Genomic DNA, 19,056 nt, shown 5'->3' on the forward strand with positions numbered 1-19,056 from the left:
CGTGACCGATCAGACGAGGACTGACCAGCCGGCCGCGCCAGCCAAGGCAGCGGCCGACAGCAAGGCCAGCGCTTCGTCGGGCACCGTGCTCCAGCGCATCATCCTGCCGCGCGACGGTGACCCGCTCGACGTCCGGCCGCTGTACCTGGACGAGTCCAAGAACACGCACAGCCACGTGTCGGGTCGCTGCGAGGTCACCGTGCCCCGCTCGGCCAAGGTGTCCTTCGGCTCGTACTTCAACGCCTTCCCGGCCAGCTACTGGAAGCGCTGGACCCGGGTGGGCGAGGTCGTGCTGCGGCTGACCCTGCGCGGCTCGGGCCGGGTGGACATGTACCGGTCCAAGCCCAGCGGCGAGCACGTGCACCTGGAGGGGCGCACGATCCGCAGCCCCAAGCAGTGGACCCAGGTCGACCTGCGGGTCAAGCTGACCCCGTTCGAGGACGGCGGCTGGATCTGGTTCGACCTGTTCACCGACGACTCCACGCTGGAGCTCAAGGACGGCGCCTGGACCACCGACGAGCAGCTGCCCGAGCAGAAGATCGCGGTGGCCATCACCACCATGCGCCCGGTGGACGCGGTGATCGCGCTGCGCACCCTGGGCGAGGACCCCGCCGTGCTCGCGGTGGTGTCCAAGGTGTTCGTCGCCGACCAGGGCGCGGTCAAGGTGCGCGACACCGAGGGCTTCACCGAGGCTGCCAAGGCGCTCGGTGACCGGCTCCAGGTCATCGAGCAGCCCAACCTGGGCGGCTCGGGTGGTTTCGGCCGCGGCATGTTCGAGTCGCTGGTGAACACCGACGCCGACCAGATCATGCTGATGGACGACGACATCCGGCTGGAGCCGGACGCGCTGCTGCGGTCCAACGCCTTCGCGCGGGCCGCGACGCAGCCGGTGGTCGTCGGCAGCCACATGCTCAACCTGCAGGCCAGGTCCCGGCTGCACACCATGGGCGAGGTCATCGACCTGGGCTCCTGTTTCTGGCGGGCGGCTCCCGGCGCGGTGACCGACCACGACTTCGCCAGCAAGTCGCTGCGCAAGTCCAAGAAGCTGCACCGGCGCATCGACGTCACCTACAACGGCTGGTGGATGTGCCTGTTCCCGCGTGAGGTCGTCGAGCAGACCGGCATGCCGCTGCCGCTGTTCATCAAGTGGGACGACTCGGAGTACTCGCTGCGGGCGCTGCACAAGGGCTACCCGACGGTGAGCCTGCCCGGTTCGGCGGTCTGGCACATGCCGTGGACCGACAAGAACGACGCCACCGACTGGCAGGCGTACTTCCACACCCGCAACCGGCTGATCCTTGCCGCGCTGCACAGCCCGTACGACGTGCGCAAGACCCTGGTGCAACAGGGCCTGAAGCTGTCGCTGCGGCACCTGCTGTCCATGGAGTACTCCACGGTCGCCCTCCAGCAGAAGGCGATCGAGGACTTCCTGGCAGGTCCGGACCGCCTGTTCGACTCGATGCGGACCGCGATCGGTGACGTTGCCCAGCTGCGCAAGAAGTACACCGACGCGCAGACCCTGCCCTCGGCACGGGAGTTCCCGCCGCCCACCTTCGACATGGTGCGGGCCGAGCAGATGCTGCGTCCCCCGGTGAACCCCGCCGTGATCGCGGTGCGGGCCTTCGAGGCGCTGCTGCACAACCTCAAGGAGCCGGAACCGGCTGCGATGGACCGCCCGCAGATCAACGTTCCGGCGAACAACGCCCGCTGGTTCCTGCTGGGCAACCTGGACAGCGCCACCGTGTCCAACGCGGACGGCAGCGGGGTGTCCTTCCGCCGCCGCGACCCCAGGGAGTTCCGCGAACTGGGCAAGCGGGTCATCAACAACTACCGCAGGCTCGCCCGCGAGTGGCCGCGGATGAAGCAGGTGTACCGCGACGCCCTGCCGGAGCTGACCTCGGTCGAGTCCTGGCGCAAGGTGTTCGAGAACTGAGTTCGGTGAGAAGCAGGAAGGCCCCGCACACGGTGTGTGCGGGGCCTTCTCTCACTTCCGGTAGAAGCGTTCGTGCCGACCTTGCAGCACGAGCTTCACCCACTGCGCGAACGCCTTGGGATCCTTGCGCACACCCAGGAAGTACAGGCCGAAGCGGATGAACTCCAGCGCGCCCAGCTTGCGCATGCCCGGCTGGGACAGCAGGTAGCCGCGGTTGCGGTAGGTGTAGTACCGCTTGATCTGGTCCTCGGGGTCCTGCGCGTGGAACCGGCCGCCCAGCATCGGCTTGAACTCGCCGGAACCGTTGGGGTGCAGGTAGGTCGTGCGCAGGGTGGTGCCGAAGGGCAGCCCGCTGCGGATGAGCCTGCGGTGGATCTCCACCTCGTCCCCGCGGAAGAACAGCCGGTAGTCCGGCACGCCCACCACGTCCAGCGCGCTGGCGCGGAACAGGGCGCCGTTGAACAGCGAGGCGATGCCGGGCAGGAAGTCCTCACCCAGTTCGGAGGTGCCGCGCTTCCAGGTCAGGCCGCGGCGCAGCGGGAAGGCCAGCTGGTTCGGGTCGTCGATGTCGGCCACCACCGGGGACACCGCGGCCAGCTTGCGCCGCTGCGCCTCCTCCAGCAGGACCTGCAACACGTTCTCGTCGGCGGGGCGGCCGTCGTCATCGCCCAGCCATACCCACTCGGCGCCCAGCGCCAGCGCGTGCAGCATGCCCAGCGCGAAGCCGCCCGCGCCGCCGAGGTTGCGGTGCGAGAGCAGGTACGTGGACGGGATCGGGCAGGACTCGACGATCTCCTTGGCGGACTGCTCCGGCCCGTTGTCCACCACGACCAGGTGGTGCAGCGGCACACTCTGCGCCGCCATCACCTTGAGCGAGTTGGCCAGCAGCTCGCGGCGGTTGCGGGTGACCACAACCGCGACCACGGCGCCCTTGGGCAGCGGCGACGCGGCGGTCACGCCGGGTCCCCGTTCGGCAGCACCGGCAGCTGGCCCAGCCGCTCCAGCTGCTCGTGCGACATGCCCTCGAAGGGGTCGCGGCCCTTGTACTCGGTGAGCACCTCGCGCAGCGAGCCGCGCATCTTCATCTGGCCGTGGTCCATCCAGATCGCCGAGTTGCACAGCTCCATCAGGAACTCGTCGGAGTGCGAGGCGAACACCAGCAGACCGGAGCGCTTCACCAGGTCGTTGAGCCGGGTGCGGGCCTTGTCCAGGAAGGCCGCGTCCACCGCGCCGATGCCCTCGTCCAGCAGCAGGATCTCCGGGTCGATGGAGGTCACCACGCCCAGCGCCAGGCGCACCCGCATACCGGTGGAGTAGGTGCGCAGCGGCATCGACAGGTAGTTGCCCAGCTCGGAGAACTCCGCGATGTCCTCGACCCGCTTCTCCATCTGCTTGCGGGTCATGCCCAGGAACAGGCCACGGATGATGATGTTCTCGTACCCGGAGATCTCCGGGTCCATGCCCACACCCAGGTCGAACACCGGGGCGACCCGGCCGTTGATCCGGGAGGAGCCCCGTGTCGGCTCGTAGATGCCCGCGAGCAGCCGCAGCAGCGTGGACTTGCCCGCGCCGTTGTGCCCGACCAGGCCGACCCGGTCACCGTGCTGTAGCGAGAGCGTGATGTCCCGCAGTGCCTCGATGATCGGGACCCGGCTCTCGGTGCCGATCTTGCCGCCCGCCTTGCCGAGCACGGCCTTCTTCATGGATCGGGACTTCGCGTCGAAGATCGGGAAGTCGACCGAGGCGTTCCAGACGTCGATGCTGACCATTTCCAAGCCTCACTCAGACCCAGTAGGAGACGCGCGCGCGGTAGTTCTTCATGGCGAACATGGCCAGCACCCAGCCGACCACGGTCATACCCAGCACCACGACCCAGCTCTGCCAGACGATCTGCTGCCCGAGCAGCGGTGCTCGCAGCACCTCGACCAGGTGGAACAGCGGGTTGAACTGCAACACCAGCGCCGCGGTGTCGGCGTGCGTGCCGAGCGTGTCCAGCGACCAGACGATCGGCGTGCCGTAGAACAGCAGCTGGATGATGGCGTTGATGACCTGCGGGATGTCGCGGTAGCGGGTGCTGATGATGCCCAGCAGCAGCGCGACCCAGGCCCCGTTGAGCGCGATCAGCAGGAAGCCGGGGATGGCCAGCAACATGGACCAGCCAAGGCCCGGATGGACCGTGACCGTGGCCCCTGGCGTGATCTTGTCCGTCAGCGTGTAGGCATGGCTGATGCTGACGAAGAAGACGCCCGCCACGATCACGTAGATGACCATGTTGTGCAGGAACATCAGGGTCTGCCGCCACACCGTGCGCAGCACGTACACCGACAGCGGCGCGGGCAGGTGCTTGATCAGCCCCTCGTTGGCGATGAAGGTGTCCAGTCCCTCGATCAGGCAGCCGTGCACGAAGTTCCACACGATGAAGCCGACCGTGACGTACGGCAGGAACGTCGCCGGGTTGTTGCCGAACAACAGGCCGTAGAGCAGGCCGATGCCCAGCGCGGTCACGCCCATGCCGATGGTGATCCACAGCGGGCCGAGCACCGACCGGCGGTAGCGCTGCTTGATGTCCTGCCAGCCCAGGTGCGCCCAGAGCTGGCGCGCGTTCAGGCCGTCACGGATGTCCCCGAAGGCACGCGCCCAGGTCCGGCTGGACGAGGCGATCGGCTCCACGGGGCGGTCGATGGTGCTGGAGGGATGCACGACACGGAAGAGTACCGGCGTCCGAACGTGTTGCTACGCGTGGGCGTGTCACGGAGCGGTCTCCACCGCTTACCTGTTCGTAGTAAAACGGGCACCCGGCGTGGTCACGCCGCGCCGGGTGCCCGTCGCTCACAGGTACTGACCGGTGCTGCGGATGTGCGGGCCCTCGTGCTCCCCACCACCCGAACCGGGCGGCAGCGCGCCGCGGCGCATCTGCTCCAGCTGCACCCTGGCCGCCATCTGCTGGGCGAACAGCGCCGTCTGGATGCCGTGGAACAGGCCCTCCAGCCAACCGACCAGCTGGGCCTGCGCGATGCGCAGCTCGGCGTCGGAGGGCGTGGAGTCGTCGGTGAACGGCAGGGACAGCCGCTCCAGCTCCTCGCGCAGCTCGGGGGCGAGGCCGTCCTCCAGCTCGGCGATGGACGCCTTGTGGATCTCCCGCAAGCGATTGCGGCTGGCCTCGTCCAGCGGAGCCGCCCGCACCTCCTCCAGCAACTGCTTGATCATCGTGCCGATGCGCATCACCTTCGCGGGCTGCTCGACCAGGCCGCTGACGTCCTGGCCGCCCTCGCCGTCCTCCCCGCTGGGGATGCGCGCGGAGCCCAGCTGAGCACCGTCCGGCCCGACAACCACGATGTGCTGCTCTTTCTCGATCTTCCCGGACTCGCCGTCGTTGGGCAGGTTCATGCCCCCTATCCTGGCCCGGTCATCCGGGTGATGGCGAGCTGCCCGTGAATTTGGCCCGATACCCACTTTGGGTCGTCATCCGACCCGGGGGTAGCGCGATTTGGCGTCCTCCGTACGGTGTGTGCCATGGCGTTCGACGTCGCTCGGGTACGTGGGCTGTTCCCCGCGCTGGGCGACGGCTGGGTGCACCTCGACGCACCAGCAGGTATGCAGGTGCCAGAACAGGTTGCTACCGCCGTTTCCACCGCGCTGCGCGCCCCGGTCTCCGGACCGGGCGGCATCTTCCCCGCCTCCCAACGGGCGGAGGCCATTGTGGACGCCGCCCGCAGGGCGGTGGCCGACCTGGTTGGAGCCGACCCCGCTGGTGTCGTGCTCGGCCCCAGCTCCGCCGTGCTGCTGCAACGGCTGGCCGACGCGCTCGGCGACGGCTGGCTGCTGGGCGACGAGGTCGTGGTGTCCAGACTGGACCACCCGGCCAACGTCTCGCCCTGGCAACGGGCCGCCCAGCGCTCCGGGGGCACGGTGCGCTGGGCCGAGGTGGACATCGAGACCTGCGAGCTGCCCGCCTGGCAGTACGACGGGCTGGTGTCGGCCAGGACCAAGGTGGTGGCCATCACCGCGGCCTCCGGCTCGGTGGGCACCCGACCCGACCTGGCCAAGATCTCCGCGACCGCCCGGGACGCGGGCGCGCTGGTCGTGGTGGACGCCTCCTCGGCGGCCCCGTTCATGCCACTGGACATCGTGTCCATGGGTGCCGACGTGGTCGCCGTCTCGGCCAACTCCTGGGGCGGGCCCCCGGTGGGCGCCCTGGTCTTCCGCGACGCCACCCTGCTGGACCGGCTGCCCTCGGTGGCGCTGGAGGCGGGCGCGCGCGGCCCGGAGCGGCTCGAACTGGGCCCGCACGCCTACCCGCTGCTGGCCGGGCTGGTGGCCTCCGTGGACTACCTGGCGGCGCTGGACGACGCCGCGGTGGGCCCGCGCAGGGAGCGGCTGCTGTCCTCGCTGGGCTCGGTGAAGTCCTACCAGGCCGGGTTGCTGGCGCACCTGATCAACGAGCTGCGCTGGTCGCGCAACGCCATGGTGATCGGCGACGCGATGCGCCGGGTGCCCGCGCTGGCGTTCACGGTGTCCGGGGTCAAGGCCAGCGAGGCCGTGGAGCACCTGGCCGGGCACGGGGTGTGCGCCTTCGCCGACTCCGGGCAGACCGGGGTGTTCTCGGTGCTTGGCGTGGGCGAGATCGGCGGTGCGGTGCGCATCGGGTTGGCGCACTACACCAACGCCATGGAGGTCGACCAGCTCATCAGAGCACTCTCCGAACTCGGCTGAGCCGTGGACCAGCGGGAGTTCGCCGACCTGGCGGCCTGGCTGCGCCTGGCCCCGTTGCTGACCGAGTACCTGCCGTTCACCGCGGGCGAGCTGGCTCCGTCCTGCCTGACCGCGCTGCTGGACGAGGTACTCGTCGGGGCGCGCAGCGTGCTGGTGGAGTGCGGCTGCGGCTCGTCCACCGTGGTCATCGCCCGGTTGCTGGCCCGGCGCGGTTTCGGGCACCTGCTGTCCCTGGAGGACGACGAGCGGCGCGCCGCCTTCGTGAGCAGCCAGCTGCGGCGCGAGGGCCTCGGCCACGTGGCCCGGGTCGTGCACGTGCCGCTGGGCAAGCACCCCGCCGCGCTGGCCAAGACCGGCTGGTACGCGCCACAGGTCGTGCACCAGGAGGTCTCCGACTACGTGGACCAGCACGGACTGGTCGACCTGCTGATGGTCGACGGCCCCTCCGGCGAGGACCTGATCCGCTACCCCGCGCTGCCCGTGCTGCGCGGGGTGCTCGCCCCGGGCGCCAGCGTGCTGCTCGACGACGTGGGCCAGCCGGGCGAGCTGACCGTGCTGGACCGCTGGCGCCGCGAGTTCGGCCTGCGGTTCCGCACCACCACCCCCCGCCTCGCCTGCGCCCGCCTCACCCCCTGACCCCGCGAGTCCCGCTCTGGGGCGCGCGAGTCCCGGCCAGCCGCGTGCGAGTCCCGCCCAGCTGCGACTGAGTCCCGGTCTCCGGTGCGCGAGTCCCGGTCCGGTGCGGCCGATTCCCGCTCTCTGGTGCGTGAGTCCCGCTCTGGGGCGGCCGAGTCCCGCTCTGGGGTGCGCGAGTCCCGCCTAGCTGCGACTGAGTCCCGGTCTCCGGCGTGCCAGTCCCCGCTCAGCCGCGTGCCGGTCCCGCCTAGCTGCGGCCGAGTCCCGGCCCGCCGCGTGCGAGTCCCGCTCTCCAGCGCGTGAGTCCCGGTTTGGTGTGGCTGAGTCCCGCTCTGGAGGGCGTGAGTCCCGCTCAGCCGCGCGCGAGTCCCGCTCTGGGGCGCGTGAGTGCCGGCCAGCCGCGCGCCGGGCTCGCTCTCCCCAGCTCGCATCACACCTTGAGCAGCACCTTGCCGAAGGCCTCGCCGTTCTCCAGCGCCTGGTGTGCCCTGCTCGCCTCGGCCAGGGGCACGACCGACCCGATGATCGGCCGCACCCTGCCCTCGGCCACCAGCGGCCACAGCCTGGCCCGCACGTCGGCCACGATCTCGGCCTTGCCCCCGCTGCCCGTGACGGGCCGTCCGCGCAACCCGGTCGCCGCCACACTCGCCCGCTTGGCGAGCAGCTTGCCCAGGTCCAGCTCGCCCTTGCGACCGCCCTGCATGCCGATCACGACCAGCCGCCCGCCGGTGGCCAGCACGTCCACGTTGCGGTCCAGGTAGGAGCCGCCCATGTTGTCCAGCACCACGTCGGCGCCGTGCCCGTCGGTGGCCTTGCGCACCTCGTCCACGAAGTCCTGGTCGCGGTAGTTGATCGTCACGTCGGCGCCCAGCTCCGCGCAGCGCGCCAGCCGCTCCGCCGACCCGGCCGTCACGGCCACCGTCGCGCCGAGGGCCTTGCCGATCTGGATCGCGGCGGTGCCGATGCCGCCCGCGCCGCCGTGCACGAGCAGCACGTCACCGGCGCTGAGCCCGGCGAGCTGCACCACGTTGGACCACACCGTGCAGACCACCTCGGGCAGACCGGCCGCCGAGACCAGGTCCACGCCACCGGGCAGCGGCAGCACCTGTTCGGCGGGCACCACGACCTGCTCGGCGTAGCCGCCACCGGCCAGCAGGGCGCACACCTGGTCGCCGACCTGCCAGCCCGTCACACCCTCGCCCAGCGCGGCGACCGTGCCCGAGCACTCCAGGCCGGGCACCTCGGAGGCGCCGGGCGGCGGCGGGTAGAAGCCCTGCCGCTGCAACAGGTCGGCCCGGTTCACCGCGGAGGCGGCGACGGTGAGCAGCACCTCACCCGGCCTGGGGCTGAGATCGGGCACTTCGGTCCACCGCAACACTTCCGGGCCACCGGGCTGGCTGATCGTGATCGCGCGCATGCCCCGACGGTAATCCGCTCGCAGTCTGTCCGCGCTGCGGGCACCATCACGTCATGGAGCCTTGGCCGCTGTGGAACCTGGTGCTGCGCACGCCTCGCCTGGAGTTGCGCCCGGACGAGGACGCGGGCCTGGCCGAACTCGGCAGGCTGGCCGCTCGCGGCGTGCACCCGCCGGAGGAGATGCCGTTCGGGGTGCCGTGGACCGACGCCCCTGCCGAGGAGATCCCGCGCAACGTGATGCAGTACTTCTGGGGGCAGCGCAACTCGCTGACCGCGGCGCGCTGGACCCTGAACTTCCTGATCAGACTGGACGGCCGGGTGATCGGCATGCAGGGCGTCGACGGCACCGACTTCGCCATCACCAGGGAGGTCACCAGCGGCTCGTGGCTGGGCATGGCGCACCAGGGCAAGGGTTACGGCACCGAGGCCCGTGCCGCCGTGCTTGGCCTCGTGTTCGACCACCTGGCCGCGCGACGCGCCCGAACCTCGCTGTTCGTGGACAACCAGGCCTCGTTCCGCGTCAGCCGCAAGCTCGGTTACGTCGAGGACGGCACCTGGAGTGACGTGCGCCGTGGCAAGGCCGCGACGCAGTTGCGCATGGTGGTCACGGCCGAGCGGTTCGCCGAACACCGGCCTGGCTGGCGCCCCGAGGTGACGGGTCTTCAGCCGTGCCTGCCGCTGTTGGGCACCGGGCACTCGGCCGACCGCGACGACTGAGCGCCGCAGTCGACCAACCACCTCACCGGCGGCGGTGTGCCAGCAGTTTGGGAACCAGGACCAGCCCGACTCCGCCGATCAGGAGCGCGGCCGCCAGCGCGGCCAGCCAGCCGCCGCTGAAGCCGGTGTACGCAAGGCTGTCGGAACCAGTCGCGGTGGTCGTCGTTGTGCTGGCGGCTGTTGTGGTCTCGGTGGTGACAGCCGTGCTCGTGCCAGTGGTGGTGGTTGCTGAGGTCGTGGTGGTTGTCTTGGTCGGCGGGGTCGTCGTCGTGCCGGTGGCAGTGGTCGTTGCGGTGGTGGTCTTCGTCGTGCTGGCGGTGGTCGTGGTGGTTGTCTGCTGCTGACCGCAGGCGAACCAGTGGCTGATCCCCGCCGGATTGCCGCTGGGCACCAGCGGTGGGTGCAGGTTGCTCCACGGCAGCGCACCGAGACCGGTTGGCAGGTAGGTGTTGTACGCCGGGCCGCCCTTCACCACGATCCCGGTTACCGTGGTCCCTGCGGGCACCGCCGTGACCGTGATGTAGGTGTCGCCGACGGTGGCCGTCACCGAGATGGCCCCGCCGGCCAGTCCGGCCTCCACACACGTGACGACGTTGCCCGGGTACGCGGTCGCCAGCTGGTCGCCGGACTGGGGCGGGTCCTCGGGCACGGCGCCCGCCGCGGCGGCCGCACCGGTCATGCAGGCGGCGACCAACGCCGCTGTCGTCAGGGATCTTCGAACCGTCGACTTCATGGCGTGCTCCAGCGCATCGGGGTGCGTTCGGAACCGGATGATGCGCGCGGTTCGTCCACTCCGGACGGTGCGGTCCCCGGGGCTTGGCCGGTTCGTTAGCGCTTCGTTAGCCCGAACGGCCGATGTCGCTGATCCGATGCGGTGAGTGAGCGATCAGCCCAGGTCGGTGGCCCGGAACGTGTCGCAGTTGGCCGGGTTGCCCGAGGAGTAGCCCGCCTTGAACCACTTCTGCCGTTGATCGGACGTGCCGTGGCTGAACTTGCTGGAGTCCACGTGCCCGTTGCCCAGGTTCTTCTGGATGAAGTCGTCACCGATGCGCGAGGCGGTGTCCAGCGCGTTGGCGATGTCCTGCTCGGTGATGTTGCTGATCAGCGGCTTGCCGTTCTTGCCGGGCGTGGACTTCGCGTGGTTGGCCCACACGCCCGCGTAGCAGTCGGCCTGCAACTCCAGCCGCACCGAGCCCGAGGTCGGACCGGTGTCCTTGCCGACCTGCCGGTTGGTGCCCAGCAGGTTCTGCACGTGGTGGCCGTACTCGTGCGCCAGCACGTAGCCCTCCACGAACGGCCCGCCGGTGGCGCCGAAGCGGCTCTGCAACTCCGAGAAGAAGCTCTGGTCGATGTAGACCTTCTGGTCGGCCGGGCAGTAGAACGGGCCCATGCCGGTGGTGCCGGTGCCGCAGCCGGTCTGGATCCGGCCGGTGAACAGGTTGGTGTTGGACTGCTTGTAGGTCTTGCCGGAGCGGGAGAACTGGTCGGTCCAGTACGCCTGGATCGAGTTGACCAGCGCCACCTGGCGGCAGCTCTGGTCGGTGTTGGCCTGCGCCCCGGTCTTGCACTCCGCACTGATCTTGGAGTTGTCCGGGGCGCCGTTGCCCCCGGCGACCGGTCGCGCGCCCCCGCCACCGAAGTGGCTGATCACCAGGTACAGCACCAGCCCGATGATGCCCAGGCCGCCACCGCCCAGCGCCAGGCCACCACCCAGCCCCATGCCGCCGCCACCGCCGCCGCCGCCACCCGAGCCCCGGTAGTCGGAAACCTGTGAGGTGTCCAGCTCGGAGTCGTCGTTGAACTGCACGGTGCCTCCCGATCGACTTCTCGCCCACTTCGGGCCGCCGCCGACCACGATAGGCGCCCCGACGCGCCTGGGTGCGGTGACCTCGCAGTTCGCGAGAGGTCACCGCACCCAGGTTCTCCCATCGGAACGTGGCTGGAGCGATCGTTTGGGCGAGGTGGCGCGGAGCCCTGCCGTGGCGCTGGAAACGCCGCCGTATACAAGGCTCAACAGCGTCGACGTGCGCCAGAGGCAACCGACACCAAGCGGCGCCCGCGCACCCGAGACCTAGCCAGTGCTGCTCACGGTCGCGACCGGACCGGCACCGACCAACCCGATCGCGGGGGTGCAGCCGAGACGCTCACCGCCACGATGAAGCGATTTCGTCATTGCACCACCTGGTCCCTTCTGGCTGTTCGCTGGGCCATCCGTGTCATTCGAGCATGCGCCGATGTGCCATTGATCACAACCCTTTGTCGTTCCCTGGACAGGGGGAATCGTCCTGTGACGCTCAGTTGCCGCAGCAGCGGTCCGGCCACCACCGACAGCAGCACCAGCCCCGCGCCGAGCAACTGCGGCCCACCCAGCGACTGGCCCAGCACCAGCCAGCCCAGCAGGGTGGCCACCACGGGGCTCGCCAGCGACAGCAATGAGGTCAGCGCCGCGGGCAACCGGTGCACCCCGGCGAAGTACACCGCGTAGGTCAGTGCGGTGCCGATCAGTGAGAGCCACGCGAAGCCGCCCAGCTCGCGCAGGCCGATCGCGGGCAGGCCGCCCTCGGTGAGCAATGCCAGTGGTACCAACACGACCGCGCCGCCCAGCAACTGCCAGGCCGTGGAGGTCAACTGGTGCACCGGCATGCCGTCCCGGCCGGTCGGGCGACCCCAGCGCCGGGTCAGCACCATGCCCAGTGCCATCACGCCCGCGGTGCCCAGTCCCGCCGCGACGCCGACCGCGTCGAAGGCCGCCGAACCCCGCAGCACCAGCAGGGAGACGCCCGCGACCCCGACCAGTGCGGCGAGCACCATCGCCAGGTGTGGGCGCTCGCGCAGCAGCAGCGCGGCCAGTCCGAGCACCAGCAGGGGTTGCGTGGCGCCGAGAGTTGCCGCGACGCCACCCGGGAGCCGTTGCGCCGCAACGAACAGCAGGGCGAAGAACGCGCCGAAGTTGAGCGTGCCGAGCAGCAGCGATCTGAGCCACCAACTCCCCGATGGCAGGCCAGGCCGTAACGCCAGCAGCACCAGCCCCGCGGGCAGGGCTCGCAGCGCCGCGATCCACATCGGGTGGCCCGCGGGCAGGAACTCCGTCGTGACCAGGTAGGTGGTCCCCCACAGGGCGGGGGCGATCGCCGTGCGCAGCAGCAGGCCGATCGGTCCCATGACTGACTCCTCGCCATCAAGTAGCTTGCCACTAAGCTTTCTACTGTCCGATATAGGTCGGATGCAAGCAACTTGCTGTCGAGTTAGCTGTGTCCGTGCACACGGAAGGGGCCTCCCGCGGGCGAGAGGCCCCTCCGAGCAGGGTCAGGACACCCTGGTGATGCGGTCCGCCGCAGGTGGCGCCAGGTTCTGGTGCGCCGTCAGGTAGCCGGTGAACGCGTCCAGGTCGATCGCGCCGCCCACCGTGTTCGTGCCCGACTTCAGCACGCTGAAGCCGTCACCCCCACCGGTCAGGAAGTTGTTCGCGGTCACCTTGTACGTCGCGTCCGGCTGCACCGGCTGACCGGCCACCGTGATCGCGCTGACCTTGCTGCCCACCGGGGCCGATGCCGACCAGGTGTAGTGCAGGCTGGACGAGACCTGCAGCATCTTCACCTGCACCGTGCCGTTGGGCTGCGGCTGCCACTGCTGCTCCAGCACCGCCTTGAGCTGCGCCCCGGTCAGCGTCACCGTCTGCAGGATGTTCGCGAACGGCTGCACCGTGAACGCGTTCGCGTAGGTCACCGTGCCGTCCGGCACCCCGGCCGTCGTCGACTTGAACACCAGGTCGGCCCGGATGCCACCCGGGTTCATCAGCGCCACCTGCGCCCCAGCCGACTTCGTCGCGTCCAGCTGGGCGTCCCCGATCACGTCACCCAGCGCCGACTCGCCCGCCGCGTTCTGCGCGGCGACCACGTCCGAGGCGACCGTGCCGACCGCCTTGTTCGCGATCGGCGCAGCCTTGGCCACCGCCGAGTCCACCAGCGCCTTGGCCGCCGGGTCCGGGACCACGTCCCGCGTCACGATCTCGTTGTGCGCCACCGTCTGCGCGCGAATGACGTCACGGGTCCTCGGATCCACCTTGATGTCCACCACGGACAGCAGCCGGCCGAAGGAGGCGCCCTGGATCAGCGGCCTCGGGTTGCCCGCGGGATCCTTGACCACGCAGTTGTACTGCTGGTGGCTGTGCCCGGAGAAGATCACGTCCACCTTCGGCGAGGCCTGCTGGGCGATGGCCAGCGCCGCGCCCGGGGTCTCCCGGCAGTCGTTCGGGCCGCCGCCCTCGGTGCTGTCCCCCTGGTGCAGCAGCACCACGATGGACTTCACGCCCAGCCGGTCCAGCAGGTCCGCCGAGCGGTTGATCGCCTGCACCTCGTCGCCGAACTTCAGGCCCTTGATCGCCTCCGCGGAGGTCACCAGCGGCAGGTCCTTCAGCGGCACGCCGATCACGCCCACCGGAACGCCACCGGAGAAGTCCACCGTGAACGGCAGCGCGGCGGGCAGCCCGTTGTCGAAGGTCATGTTCGCGGCCAGGTACGGCCACTTCGCGCCCGGGAAGGTCTTCTCGAACTGGCAGCCGTCCACCGGGCTACACCCGCCGAACTGCTTGCGGACCAGCTCCTGGTAGCCCTTGTCCAGCTCGTGGTTGCCCACGGCCGAGGCCCGCACGCCGATCTGGTTGAAGAAGTCGATCGTCGGCTCGTCGTGGAACAGGGCCGAGGCCAGCGGTGAGGCGCCCACGTTGTCCCCCGCCGAGAACAGCAGCGAGTTCGGCGCCTGCGCGCGCAACTGCTTCACGTGCGTGGCCAGGTACGCCGCTCCCCCCGCCAGCACCGAAGTGCCGTCGGACAGCGTGACCTTGCCCGACGACCCCGCGGGCGGCTCCAGGTTGCCGTGGAAGTCGTTCATGCCGATCAGGCGGATCGACACCGGCCTGGGCTGGTGCGAGTCCGGCGCCGCGATCGCCGCCGTCCCGCTCAGCGCCAGTGCCGCCGCCGTCGTGACGGCCAGCGCGCCGAGGCGTCTGGTGACAGTCATGGGGTCCCTTCCCGTTACTGGCCCGACTCCCCGTTCGGGCGTACGCGTGCGGCAGTGTGCCCCGTGACCTCGTCCGACACCAGAGAAGCGGGTGAACCGCGCGTGACGGTTGGGGCAGGAATAGCCTGCTCACGTGACGGCTGGACAGGCTGAGCCCCGGTGGCTCGACGAGGGTGAGATGGCAGCGTGGCGCGCCTACCGGGTGGCCAGCATCCTGTTGGAGGGCCAGCTCCACCGCGAACTCGCCGACACCAACGACATCACGCTCGCCGACTACGAGGTCCTCGTCCGCCTGTCCGAACGCCCCGACAAGCGCATGCGGATGAGCCAGCTCGCCATCGAGGTCGCCTCCTCCAAGAGCCGCGTCTCACACCAGATCGCCCGCATGGAACGCGCGGGCCTGGTCAGCCGCAACGAGTGCCCCAGCGACGGCAGGGGCGTGTTCGCCGCGCTCACCGACCTCGGCATGGCCAAGCTGCGCGAAGCCGCCCCCACCCACGTCCGCGGCGTACGCAGCCACATCGTGGACATGCTCTCGCCCGAGGAGCAGCAGGTGCTCGCCCAGGTCTTCGAACGGCTCAACGCCCACCTGCGCCAGGTCAATCCCGAGTGACCACTCCCGGCGGCGCCAGCTAGGCTGACCACCAGAGGAAGCGTGGCAGAGCGGCCGAATGCATCCGCCTTGAAAGCGGACGTACCGAAAGGTACCGGGGGTTCAAATCCCTCCGCTTCCGCGATTGGGGGACGTGTGCCCGCGAAGGGCGCGGGCCGGGTCGCTCCAGGTGTTCTCCGGGGCTCTCGCCCCGGGCCCCAAGCCAGGAGGGCTTCGCCCCCTGGACCCCCGCGATTGGGGGACGTGTGCCCGCGGAGAGCGCGGGCCGGGTCGCTCCAGGTGTTCTCCGGGGCTCTCGCCCCGGGCCCCAAGCCAGGAGGGCTTCGCCCCCTGGACCCCCGGGCGAGCCTTCGGCCGCCCTCGGAGGGGTGTTGCCTTCCCGGGTATCCCGGGCGCCCTCCGGTGCCTCCATTTGTAGGTGGGTGTTCGGCTGCCTGCTGGGGGCGCCATTTGGGGGCGATCCGTGTCGATGACAGGGATTGTCTTGTTGCGAACGGGTGGTCGCCCTTTGGGGCGGGGGATCTGGCTATTGGGGTGTGTGGGTGGGCGAGGGGTGTTGATGGGCGCGGGGGCTGTGCGAGGGTTTCTCGTGTTGGCGCGGCTGGGGTAATTCGAGGGCGTATCTCGTGATTCCCGCGTCGACATGAGGAATGGGGATGAGCGTGAAGCTGAGAATGCGTGGCCTGGTGGCAGGCCTGGCCGCGGTGGCGGCTCTGGTCGGGGTGACGGCGACGGCCCCGGCGGCGCAGGCGAGCACCTCGGGCGTGAAGATGGCAGTGGTGCGCGTCTACCTGGACGTCACGGGGCTGTCCAGCACCAACATCTGGACCCCGGCCTGGGTGGACTCCGTGCAGACCTCACCGCAGGGCGGCACGGTCTACAACAGGCTGTGGCGGCTCTCCCTCGCCGGTGGCGACGGGGACCCGACCCACCTGGAGAACCCGGGCGACTTCCAGAACACCTGGAGCCGTGTCGTGCTGGAGGGTGTTCCGGGGCAGGGCGCCGAACTGGACTGGAACACCATGCGCGTACTCCAGTTGACGCTGGATCCGCAGAACACCCCGCCCGGTCGGCAGAAGTGCGTTTCCATCGGTCACGCCGATGTGTGGGGCCAGGACACGAACAACTACTACCACCACCTGGCCGAGGACAAGAACGGATTCACGTTCTGCGACCGTCGCGCCTGGAACATCGGGGTTTTCCCCGCGTCCTGATGAATTGCCGAGAACTGGCGGCCGGAGCGGATTCCGGTCGCCAGTTCTCAGTACCAGCCGGTTTCGCGCTTGATGAAGTTCAGGTCGACCGTCTCGGTGTAGCCGTTGTCCCAGCGCACGGTCGCCTGGTCCGACAACAGCCCGTGCTCGACCTCCAGGACCTCGCCCTCGGTGCCCTTCGGCACGGTGGGCAGCAGCGAGCCGCCGATGTGCCGCGTGGCGCTGACCCGGTTGCCCCGGTGCAGGTCCTCGAACACGGAGTAGCCATCGTCCAGGCTGCCGCCCACCTGAGGTGCGGCGCTGTGGTGGCCGGACGACCCGGAACTCGGCCGCCACGGCTCGAAGTCGTCGGTGACCGCGTCGTGCGCCGACTCGGCCCACCGGGGTCCGTACTCGTCTCCGGCCTCAGGTCTGCTCATGACGCCTCCCGCTTCGAGTATCACCCCGAGCGGATCTCTTTGCGTGTAACGGTTTCCGAGGAGCGGGCCGAACCAGGCCCGGCCCGTGGTGTCGGTCACGCTCCCAGGGCGTTGAGCAGCGGCTACGGTGAGCCCAGGCCACGGCTGAACCGAGCAGGGGGAAAGACGTGAGCGGTACCGGCGCCAGGACAGCCGACAGCAAGATCTTCTTCCGGGAGTTCCTCAGGTCGCCCCTGGTGACGGCCTCGGCGATCCCCAGTTCCCGTCAGCTCGCCGAACAGATGATCGCGCCTATCCCGGAGCACGGCGATCCGGTGGTGGTGGAGCTGGGGCCCGGAACGGGCGCGTTCACCCGGGCGATCCAACGCCGCCTGGCCGGTCGCGGACGGCACATCGCGATCGAGCTGAACCCGCGCCTCGCGGGCGTGCTCGCCGAGCGCTTCCCCGAGGTCGAGGTGCTGATCGGCGATGCGTGCACGATCCCCGAACTGCTCGCCGAGCGCGGGCTGAGCGCCGACGTGGTGATCAGCGGCCTGCCCTGGGCCGCCTACCAGGGACCGTTGATCCCGGCCATCGCCGAGGCCATGGCGCCCACCGGCACGTTCACCCAGTTCACCTATGTGTGGACCCGCTGGGCCGCGCCTTCGCGCAGACAGCTCGCCGGGCTGCGCGGTGCGTTCGAGGAGGTCGTGCTGAGCCGCACGATCTGGCAGAACGTGCCGCCGGCGCTGGTGTACGTCTCGCGGCGGCCGCGTACCGCATGAGCTGGCTCGAAGCGCTGCTCATCGCAGGTGCCGGGCTGTTCGCGGGCGGGATCAACACGGTGGTCGGCTCGGGCACCCTGGTGACCTTCCCGGTGCTGCTCGCCGTGGGCCTGCCGCCGGTCACCGCGAACGTGTCCAACAGCCTCGGTCTGGTCCCCGGATCACTCACCGGCGCACTGGGCTACCGCGATGAGTTGGTCGGTCAGCGGTCGCTGCTGGTCCGGCTGGCCATCGCCTCGGGGCTCGGCGCGGTGGTCGGTGCCGTGCTGCTGCTGACCCTGCCCGCGGGCGCGTTCAAGGCAGTCGTGCCTGTGCTCGTCGCGGTGGCACTGGTGCTGGTGGTGATCCAGCCGCTGGTGGCCAAGCGGGTCGCCGAGCGCACTGAGCGGGCCTCGGCGCACGGCGGTCCACTGCTGCTGGCCGGGATCTTCTGCACCGGCGTGTACGGCGGATATTTCGGTGCTGCCCAGGGCGTTTTGGCGCTCGGGATGATGGGCATCCTGCTCGGCGAGCGTCTGCAGCGGCTCAACGCGATCAAGAACGTGTTGACCATGACCGCGAACCTCGTCGCCGGGGTCGTGTTCGTGTTCGTGGCACACGTGGACTGGTTGGCCGTGGTGCTGCTGGCGGTCGGCTCGATGCTGGGCGGGGTGGTGGGCGCGCGGATCGGCAGGCGGCTGCCGCCGTGGGCACTGCGCGGATTCATCGTGCTCGTGGGCATCGTGGCGATCGTCAAGCTGCTGACGTGATGCCGTTGCTGCGGCGAACGGCCCAGGCTGGCGGGAAAACCCACGCCAGGCGAGCACCGAGGGAGTGATAGTTGATCCGTAGGGTTGGTCACGTTGACTGGAGTTCACCCCAGCGTGGTTGGGTGGCGGTATGAGGGACACCAGGACTGAGATCCTGTCGTTGACCGATGGCCGTGAGCTGCGTGTGACCGTCGCCGAGCCGGACGGTACCGCGCGGGGCGGTCTCGTCGTGCTGCACGAGGCGCTGGGGGTCACCGACACAGTGCGCCTGCTGGTGGGCACCCTCGCCGCTGAGGGCTGGCTGGTGGCCGCGCCGCATCTGTACGAGGAGGCCGACGAGCTGCCCGCCGACGCCGTGCGCGAGCGGCTGGACACGCTGTCCGGTGAGGCGGCACTGGCCGACGTGGACGTGGCCTGCGTGTGGCTCGCCCAGCGGGGCATCACCGCCGACCGGATCGGGGTCATCGGGTTCGACCTCGGCGGCACCGCCGCGCTGGTGGTCGCGACCCGGCGGGCGCTGGGCGCCGCGGTCAGCGTGGCCGGTGGGGGCATCCTCAGCCCGCTCGCCGAGGGCCTGCCCGCGCTGGTCGAGGTCGCGGGCGAGCTGAGCTGCCCGTGGCTGGGCATCTACGGGGACAAGGACGAGGCCGTGTCCGTCGAGGAGGTCGAGAAGCTGCGCGAGGCCGCCGCGGCGGCTCCCGTGGCCACCGACGTGGTGCGTTTCGCCGACGCCAACCACCGCTTCGACACCGACCACCAGGCCGCCGCCGAGGCGTGGCAGCGGACCTTGAACTGGTTCGACTCGCACCTGCGCTGATTCACCTCCACGGGGGACGCGCAGTCGATAAAGTCCGGTGCTGTGG

The 19,056-nt window shown here is 70.1% G+C and carries 19 protein-coding genes and 1 tRNA gene; 10 read left to right on the forward strand and 10 right to left on the reverse strand.

The window, feature by feature from the left end:
• Nucleotide 1 precedes the first annotated feature (1 nt).
• Nucleotides 2–1,933, forward strand: coding sequence for a glycosyltransferase (locus tag KALB_RS00830; RefSeq protein WP_025353832.1), 1,932 nt, complete (start codon nt 2–4; stop codon nt 1,931–1,933).
• 51 nt (nt 1,934–1,984) lie between these two features.
• Here the strand turns inward: KALB_RS00830 and glfT1 are convergent, their stop codons facing one another.
• From glfT1 to KALB_RS00850, 4 genes are all read right to left on the reverse strand, one after another.
• A complete protein-coding gene (gene glfT1 / locus KALB_RS00835) occupies nt 1,985–2,890 on the reverse strand; it encodes a galactofuranosyltransferase GlfT1 (protein WP_025353833.1) in 906 nt (301 codons plus the stop codon).
• A complete protein-coding gene (gene wzt, locus KALB_RS00840) occupies nt 2,887–3,702 on the reverse strand; it encodes a galactan export ABC transporter ATP-binding subunit Wzt/RfbE (protein ID WP_025353834.1) in 816 nt (271 codons plus the stop codon). Before wzt ends, glfT1 begins: the two co-directional genes overlap by 4 nt.
• Before the next feature lie 13 nt (nt 3,703–3,715).
• Complete coding sequence (gene wzm / locus KALB_RS00845) at nt 3,716–4,633, reverse strand: galactan export ABC transporter permease subunit Wzm/RfbD (protein WP_025353835.1); 918 nt, start codon at nt 4,631–4,633, stop codon at nt 3,716–3,718.
• A 129-nt stretch (nt 4,634–4,762) separates the two neighbouring features.
• Complete coding sequence (locus tag KALB_RS00850) at nt 4,763–5,320, reverse strand: bacterial proteasome activator family protein (protein WP_025353836.1); 558 nt, start codon at nt 5,318–5,320, stop codon at nt 4,763–4,765.
• Between the two features lie 126 nt (nt 5,321–5,446).
• Between KALB_RS00850 and KALB_RS00855 the strand changes: the two genes are divergently transcribed.
• Entirely contained in the window at nt 5,447–6,646 is a 1,200-nt protein-coding gene (locus KALB_RS00855) for a cysteine desulfurase-like protein (RefSeq protein WP_025353837.1), read from the forward strand.
• A 3-nt stretch (nt 6,647–6,649) separates the two neighbouring features.
• A complete protein-coding gene (locus KALB_RS00860) occupies nt 6,650–7,282 on the forward strand; it encodes a class I SAM-dependent methyltransferase (protein WP_025353838.1) in 633 nt (210 codons plus the stop codon).
• Between the two features lie 430 nt (nt 7,283–7,712).
• On the opposite strand, the gene KALB_RS00865 is transcribed toward KALB_RS00860, so the two are convergent.
• Nucleotides 7,713–8,699 (reverse strand): NAD(P)H-quinone oxidoreductase, encoded by a 987-nt coding sequence (locus KALB_RS00865; protein ID WP_025353839.1) that lies wholly within the window; start codon nt 8,697–8,699, stop codon nt 7,713–7,715.
• Between the two features lie 53 nt (nt 8,700–8,752).
• Between KALB_RS00865 and KALB_RS00870 the strand changes: the two genes are divergently transcribed.
• The gene (locus KALB_RS00870) at nt 8,753–9,415 is read left to right on the forward strand and encodes a GNAT family N-acetyltransferase (protein WP_025353840.1); all 663 of its coding nucleotides are present in this window, start codon (nt 8,753–8,755) and stop codon (nt 9,413–9,415) included.
• Nucleotides 9,416–9,437: 22 nt separating this feature from the next.
• Here KALB_RS00870 and KALB_RS46205 read toward each other — a convergent pair whose 3' ends face one another.
• The 4 genes from KALB_RS46205 to KALB_RS00890 all read right to left on the reverse strand — a co-directional run bounded on the left by KALB_RS46205 (nt 9,438) and on the right by KALB_RS00890 (nt 14,434).
• Nucleotides 9,438–10,148 carry a hypothetical protein gene (locus tag KALB_RS46205; RefSeq protein ID WP_148309311.1) on the reverse strand — a complete coding sequence of 237 codons (711 nt, stop codon included), beginning with the start codon at nt 10,146–10,148 and terminating at the stop codon, nt 9,438–9,440.
• A gap of 153 nt (nt 10,149–10,301) precedes the next feature.
• Nucleotides 10,302–11,222, reverse strand: a complete 921-nt coding sequence (ypfJ, locus tag KALB_RS00880) for a KPN_02809 family neutral zinc metallopeptidase (RefSeq protein ID WP_025353842.1) — start codon at nt 11,220–11,222, stop codon at nt 10,302–10,304.
• A 362-nt stretch (nt 11,223–11,584) separates the two neighbouring features.
• Entirely contained in the window at nt 11,585–12,577 is a 993-nt protein-coding gene (locus KALB_RS00885; RefSeq protein WP_025353843.1) for an EamA family transporter, read from the reverse strand.
• Between the two features lie 144 nt (nt 12,578–12,721).
• Nucleotides 12,722–14,434, reverse strand: coding sequence for a bifunctional metallophosphatase/5'-nucleotidase (locus KALB_RS00890; RefSeq protein WP_025353844.1), 1,713 nt, complete (start codon nt 14,432–14,434; stop codon nt 12,722–12,724).
• Between the two features lie 178 nt (nt 14,435–14,612).
• Between KALB_RS00890 and KALB_RS00895 the strand changes: the two genes are divergently transcribed.
• The 3 genes from KALB_RS00895 (at nt 14,613) to KALB_RS00905 (ending at nt 16,261) form a co-directional block, all read left to right on the forward strand.
• Entirely contained in the window at nt 14,613–15,047 is a 435-nt protein-coding gene (locus KALB_RS00895) for a MarR family winged helix-turn-helix transcriptional regulator (RefSeq protein WP_042220081.1), read from the forward strand.
• 36 nt (nt 15,048–15,083) lie between these two features.
• Nucleotides 15,084–15,168 (forward strand) — tRNA-Ser (locus tag KALB_RS00900).
• A 535-nt stretch (nt 15,169–15,703) separates the two neighbouring features.
• Nucleotides 15,704–16,261, forward strand: a complete 558-nt coding sequence (locus KALB_RS00905) for a hypothetical protein (RefSeq protein ID WP_025353846.1) — start codon at nt 15,704–15,706, stop codon at nt 16,259–16,261.
• Nucleotides 16,262–16,308: 47 nt separating this feature from the next.
• On the opposite strand, the gene KALB_RS00910 is transcribed toward KALB_RS00905, so the two are convergent.
• The gene (locus KALB_RS00910) at nt 16,309–16,680 is read right to left on the reverse strand and encodes a hypothetical protein (RefSeq protein WP_025353847.1); all 372 of its coding nucleotides are present in this window, start codon (nt 16,678–16,680) and stop codon (nt 16,309–16,311) included.
• A gap of 167 nt (nt 16,681–16,847) precedes the next feature.
• Here KALB_RS00910 and KALB_RS00915 point away from each other — a divergent pair, with 167 nt between their 5' ends.
• The 3 genes from KALB_RS00915 (at nt 16,848) to KALB_RS00925 (ending at nt 19,010) form a co-directional block, all read left to right on the forward strand.
• Nucleotides 16,848–17,444: a class I SAM-dependent methyltransferase gene (locus KALB_RS00915; protein WP_025353848.1), complete on the forward strand. Its 597-nt coding sequence runs from the start codon at nt 16,848–16,850 to the stop codon at nt 17,442–17,444.
• On the forward strand, nt 17,441–18,193 hold the full coding sequence (locus tag KALB_RS00920; protein WP_025353849.1) for a sulfite exporter TauE/SafE family protein: 753 nt from the start codon (nt 17,441–17,443) through the stop codon (nt 18,191–18,193). The genes KALB_RS00915 and KALB_RS00920 overlap by 4 nt, the downstream gene beginning before the upstream one ends.
• 130 nt (nt 18,194–18,323) lie before the next feature.
• On the forward strand, nt 18,324–19,010 hold the full coding sequence (locus tag KALB_RS00925; protein ID WP_025353850.1) for a dienelactone hydrolase family protein: 687 nt from the start codon (nt 18,324–18,326) through the stop codon (nt 19,008–19,010).
• Nucleotides 19,011–19,056 lie beyond the last annotated feature (46 nt).

This window comes from Kutzneria viridogrisea DSM 43870 (assembly GCF_000525635.1).
GTDB lineage: Bacteria > Actinomycetota > Actinomycetes > Mycobacteriales > Pseudonocardiaceae > Kutzneria > Kutzneria viridogrisea.

What these genes read in the sequence shown, in the direction of transcription:
- wzt (WP_025353834.1), bottom strand. Translation starts at nt 3,702, where the DNA reads ATGGTCAGCATCGACGTCTGGAACGCCTCGGTCGACTTCCCGATCTTC.
- KALB_RS00850 (WP_025353836.1), bottom strand. Translation starts at nt 5,320, where the DNA reads ATGAACCTGCCCAACGACGGCGAGTCCGGGAAGATCGAGAAAGAGCAG.
- KALB_RS00855 (WP_025353837.1), top strand. Translation starts at nt 5,447, where the DNA reads ATGGCGTTCGACGTCGCTCGGGTACGTGGGCTGTTCCCCGCGCTGGGC.
- KALB_RS00865 (WP_025353839.1), bottom strand. Translation starts at nt 8,699, where the DNA reads ATGCGCGCGATCACGATCAGCCAGCCCGGTGGCCCGGAAGTGTTGCGG.
- KALB_RS00870 (WP_025353840.1), top strand. Translation starts at nt 8,753, where the DNA reads ATGGAGCCTTGGCCGCTGTGGAACCTGGTGCTGCGCACGCCTCGCCTG.
- KALB_RS46205 (WP_148309311.1), bottom strand. Translation starts at nt 10,148, where the DNA reads ATGAAGTCGACGGTTCGAAGATCCCTGACGACAGCGGCGTTGGTCGCC.
- KALB_RS00885 (WP_025353843.1), bottom strand. Translation starts at nt 12,577, where the DNA reads ATGGGACCGATCGGCCTGCTGCTGCGCACGGCGATCGCCCCCGCCCTG.
- KALB_RS00890 (WP_025353844.1), bottom strand. Translation starts at nt 14,434, where the DNA reads ATGACTGTCACCAGACGCCTCGGCGCGCTGGCCGTCACGACGGCGGCG.
- KALB_RS00895 (WP_042220081.1), top strand. Translation starts at nt 14,613, where the DNA reads ATGGCAGCGTGGCGCGCCTACCGGGTGGCCAGCATCCTGTTGGAGGGC.
- KALB_RS00905 (WP_025353846.1), top strand. Translation starts at nt 15,704, where the DNA reads ATGAGCGTGAAGCTGAGAATGCGTGGCCTGGTGGCAGGCCTGGCCGCG.
- KALB_RS00910 (WP_025353847.1), bottom strand. Translation starts at nt 16,680, where the DNA reads ATGAGCAGACCTGAGGCCGGAGACGAGTACGGACCCCGGTGGGCCGAG.
- KALB_RS00920 (WP_025353849.1), top strand. Translation starts at nt 17,441, where the DNA reads ATGAGCTGGCTCGAAGCGCTGCTCATCGCAGGTGCCGGGCTGTTCGCG.
- KALB_RS00925 (WP_025353850.1), top strand. Translation starts at nt 18,324, where the DNA reads ATGAGGGACACCAGGACTGAGATCCTGTCGTTGACCGATGGCCGTGAG.